The sequence below is a fragment of the Candidatus Desulfatibia sp. genome (assembly GCF_036446775.1).
GTDB lineage: Bacteria > Desulfobacterota > Desulfobacteria > Desulfobacterales > UBA11574 > Desulfatibia_A.
Window position 1 is genome coordinate 1 of record NZ_JAZFTO010000034.1, and the last position, 4609, is coordinate 4609.

The window sequence follows — 4609 nt, forward strand, 5'->3', positions numbered from 1 at the left end:
CCGCAGAAATAGCTGAAAAAATCGGCGTCCTTATTTTTCCTCTTGTCGAAAAGGGAAAGCATAAAGGTTGAGGCGTTCACAAAGTGCGCTAGCGGCAGAACTTTTCTTAGAGGGATATGGCGCACGAAATGGGACATCGTAAGGCTCATGATGAAAAACCTTGTGTTCATCAGTATGCCGGTTATTATGAACTGCCACACGGCGGTGGCGTTTCCAATCATATCGGCTATCAGATATTGCGTGGGAGACGCGAACATAACGACCGTCGTCATGAGAGCAAGTGCGGGACTTAACCCTTTTTGGACAGCGAGGATGCCGAAACCGGTCAGGATGGGTACAACCGTCGCCCCGGCTATCAGACCCGCCTTGAAACCGCGCCTGTAATCTGTTTTGTTGAGCAATTGCGATTTCATATATCAACAAACATTTCCAATATGACTCCACTTTAAAGTTCCCCATTGACGTAATCCTATAATAACCTCATACGGAGACGAAGTTGCTTTCAACCCAGCAGAACTTTAATAATCATGGCGGCAAGCACGGCAAGGAAAACCGAAAGAAGAATTTTCTGAAATTTTAATTGAAAAAGAACGGCTATGGCCAGGGCCGAAGCCTGCACGAAGAAATCGCCGAAGTAAAGTTGGGAACCTTTAACGAAAAGCGTTTTTGATATAAACCCGGCCATTATGCCGATTGAAATGAAAATGAGCCAATCCAGAAAGAGCGGCGGGAATTTTACTTTCCTGCCGATCACGAAGGGAGCGCTCCTGATAAGGTAAGAACCAAGCCCTACGCCGCTTATGATGATTATCCAGCTCTTTGCATCCATGCCTTTATTCCAACGGCTACGGTAGCCGATATTAGGGCCGCAAGCACCACTCCCCAGCCGGGGGCGAGGACCTCCGCGAACGGAGCGGCCATGAAGCAGGAAACGACAACAATAATTTCCAATTTCTTTTTAACGTCGCTCGCTATGAGGATGGAAAAATAGACCGGCAGAAAAAGGGACGAAGCAAACAATAAAATGGGCGGCAGGTCTTCATACACAATAAATCCCAGAACGGTTCCCAGTAATGTCGCCGGAAAAACAGCGGAGGCCACGCCGCAGAAATAACTGAAAAAATCGGCGTCCTTATTTTTCCTCTTGTCGAAAAGGGTAAGCAAAAAGGGCGTGGCGGCCACAAAGTGCGCTAGCGGCAGAACTTTTTTTAAAGGGACATGGCGCATGAAATGGGACATCGTAAGGCTCATGATGAAAAACCTTGTGTTCATCAGTATGCCGGTGATTATGAATTGCCACACGGCGGCGGAGCTTCCAATCATATCGGCTATCAGATATTGCGCGGGAGACGCGAACACAATGACCGTCGTAATGAGAGCAAGTGCGGGACTTAACCCTTTTTGGACCGCAAGGATGCCGAAACCGACGAAGATTGGCACCAGCGTCCCCGCGGCTATCAGCCCCGCCTTGAAACCGCGCCTGTAATCTGTTTTGTTGAGCAATTGCGATTTCATATATTAACCGACATTTCCCATATGACCCCACTTTACCGTTCCCCATTGGCGAAATCCTATAATAACGTCATAACAGAAGATTCGTCGGCACACTGAAAGGTTTGAATCGCCTGACCATGAAACATCGCCGACTTTGTAACCGTATTTAAAAAGCCACTCCCTTTAAGAGCCTTTCCGTATCAAGGATAAGGATAATATCGCCTTTTTCCGATATCGTGGCGCCGGTATACATTTCCATTTTTTCCAACGGCGGCCTTAAAGGTTTAATCACTGTTTCGTATCCCGCGATAAAAGAATCGACAATAAGTCCGGCCTTTTTAAAACCAGTTTCCACTATAAGTATCGGAACAACTACTTTGTCGCCAAAATCCACATTCTCATATTCGAGTATCGCTTTTAAGTCAAATACCGGGACGGTCTCTTCAAGGTATTCAATAGACATTTTACCGTTTTCTATAGTCATCTCTTTACGCGGAAGTTCGATTGCATGAATAACCTTGCCTACCGGAATGGCATAGATATCGTCGTTTATGTTAATGCGAAATGTATTAATTATCGCCATCGTTAATGGAACATGCATTGTAAATGTCGAACCCTGCCCCCTTGACGATTCGACCAATAACTTGCCGCCCAGGTTTACCACCACGTTCCTGACTATATCCATACCGACGCCACGCCCTGAAATGTCGGTAACCTTTTCAGCGGTTGAGAATCCGGGCTCCAGTATATAGTCGTATATTTCGCTGTCGGTCTTGCCATCAAGCTCCTCGCGCGAAGCCATTCCATTGGCAATGACTTTCTCTTTTATCTTTTCCAGATTTAATCCCCGGCCGTCGTCGGAGATCTTGATTGTTATAACGCCTTTTTCCCGCAACGCCGAGAAAACCAGTTTCCCCTTTTCCGGTTTTCCGGATTCGCGCCTTTCATTGGGGCTTTCAATTCCATGGTCCAGGCTATTGCGTACTATGTGAATAATCGGATCGCCGAGTTTTTCAACTATCGACCGGTCAAGCCTGACATCTACACCTTGGACTTCAAACTCAACTTTCTTGTCCGTATTGCTTAGAAGTTCCCTGGTAACCCTTGGGATTATGCCGGAAAGGACCGTAATGGGAACGAGGCGCAGTTCCATGACCTCTTTATAAAGTTTGCGCACCAGTTTCTGCAAGCCGTTAATACTCTTGGTGGCATCCGGGGCCTTCAATACCTTTGTAATGTCTAGCAACTGATTATCCTGAATAAACATTTCCCCAACGATATCTATCAAACTGTCAAGCACGGGTGTCTCCACCTTTACCGCGCCGGGTTTGCGGTATTTTGGAATAACGCCTTTACCGTCCTCCTGAGCACTCTCCCTTTGACACAACTTTTCTTGGTCGCCGTTTCTTGAGGCAGGTTGCACTTCTATTTCATCGACGCTGAACTTTTCAATTTCGATGGAAGATTTAAGAATACGTTCTATTTCTTCCGTGCTTGAATCGGCGGCGATAAAAATTTGTATCGGTTTGCCATAGTCCCATCCCTCCTGTTCGTCCTGATTGGGAATACCTACCAATTTATCGCTATTTTCTTTTAGTTCCTCGGTTATCAAGTAGGCGCGAGCTACCGGGCTTACGCTGTCGGGCGAAACAGTCACCTCTATATGAAAGACTTTTTTGCCAGTCCGGGTCAGCTCGGCAAGGCCGGATTGGGGCAACTCCTCCGGTAACCCTTTTATGCCGGGCCGGATTGGAGGGGCGGGGCTATCCTCCTTAACAGTCTTCATAGCGCCGATTATCTCTTTCAGCAAATCGTCGTACTCGATCTTTTCGCTATCGCCTTCTTCTGCCAGCACAACCATTTTTTCAAGGGTCGCGGTTCCTTTATAAAGAAGTTTGGCAAGATCATCGGAGAAACTTATTGTCCCATCACGCATTTGGTGCAAAAGGTCTTCAAGTTTGTGGCTGACAATTTGTATATCGCGCAAATTCAGCGACGCCGCCATCCCCTTAACGGAATGAAAACCGCGGAACAACGAATTGATTTCTTCATCTTTATCGCCACCACCTTCCATGGCCGCGAGGCTTTCGTTTATATCGTTGAATATGTCGTTCGCCTCCTCGATAAACATATCGAGGTATTTTGATTTGTCGTTCATGCTATTGCACCCGAATCCCTCATCGTTATATGCCCTTGTGCTCTTCCGAAAATACATTTGACTCTTTTGTGTAGAACCTTATTTTGTGTTTGGGAGCGTTTATATTGCGTGACGAGTTCCCAATCGATATAACCGTGCCGGGATGATAGACATCGGCAATTACCTCGCCGCTGGTTGCGATATGCGAAGGGTCTTTTACTTTAACGATTTCCTTGTACAGGTCGGCAACCTTACCTTCGCACTTCTCGATTTCCAACTCGGTCAATTCGATAACTTTGTTATAACCGCCGAACTTCGAGCCTAGTGTTTTATCCATTTTCTCTTTCAATGTTTTGAGTTTCAAAACCATTTGTTCTTTTTTTTTGTCAATCGAACCAATCCTTATTATTAAATTATCCAGAAGATGTTCCCTCACCTGTTTGATTAATTTCGGCGTCGCCACTCTCACCTTGGTGTCGACCGCTTTTGCACTGCCGATTGCGCCTGTTTTAACCATAGAGCACGAAGATATGCCGCCACCAATAATTTTGCCCGTCTTTTCCAATGTTTGGACGGTTCCCAAGGCCGTTACATCGGAATTTAATATTATGGACAAGACAAATAGGTTGTCGGCTGCGATGGAAGCGTTGGATATATTTTTAGATAAAATATCACCGCCAGCGGCAATGCTATTCTCATCCTTGGCCATTATGTTTCCATGGATGAAAATATTGCGGCCCGCTTTCAAATTTGAATTAGCGGCTAATCCGTGAATTTCAATATCGCCCGATGCTTCGATCAGCGGACAGTTATCAACGTCGCCCATTATTGAAATGGAGCCCTCATGCTTTTTATTCCAATTTCGTACATTTTTGGCTAAAAGCAATGGTTCCACGTCAATTCCTGTTTCCGTAAGGACGATACAGCCGTTTATCTTGGAGAGGACGTTGTCGCCGCTTATTTCTATATTATAGCCCG

Annotated in this window: 5 protein-coding genes; all 5 read right to left on the minus strand. The window is 45.9% G+C overall.

The annotated features are described in order from the left end of the window. On the minus strand, positions 1 to 413 hold a 413-nt coding region (locus tag V3S16_RS01480), incomplete at its 3' end, for an AzlC family ABC transporter permease (protein WP_413882903.1). 89 nt (positions 414 to 502) lie between these two features. Beyond that, complete coding sequence (locus V3S16_RS01485) at positions 503 to 829, minus strand: AzlD domain-containing protein (protein ID WP_413882904.1); 327 nt, start codon at positions 827 to 829, stop codon at positions 503 to 505. Beyond that, complete coding sequence (locus tag V3S16_RS01490; protein ID WP_413882905.1) at positions 808 to 1515, minus strand: AzlC family ABC transporter permease; 708 nt, start codon at positions 1513 to 1515, stop codon at positions 808 to 810. Before V3S16_RS01490 ends, V3S16_RS01485 begins: the two co-directional genes overlap by 22 nt. A 145-nt stretch (positions 1516 to 1660) precedes the next feature. Then, a complete protein-coding gene (locus V3S16_RS01495) occupies positions 1661 to 3652 on the minus strand; it encodes an ATP-binding protein (protein WP_413882906.1) in 1992 nt (663 codons plus the stop codon). Between the two features lie 25 nt (positions 3653 to 3677). Beyond that, positions 3678 to 4609: FapA family protein (locus V3S16_RS01500; protein ID WP_413882907.1), on the minus strand; the 932-nt coding region annotated here is incomplete at its 5' end.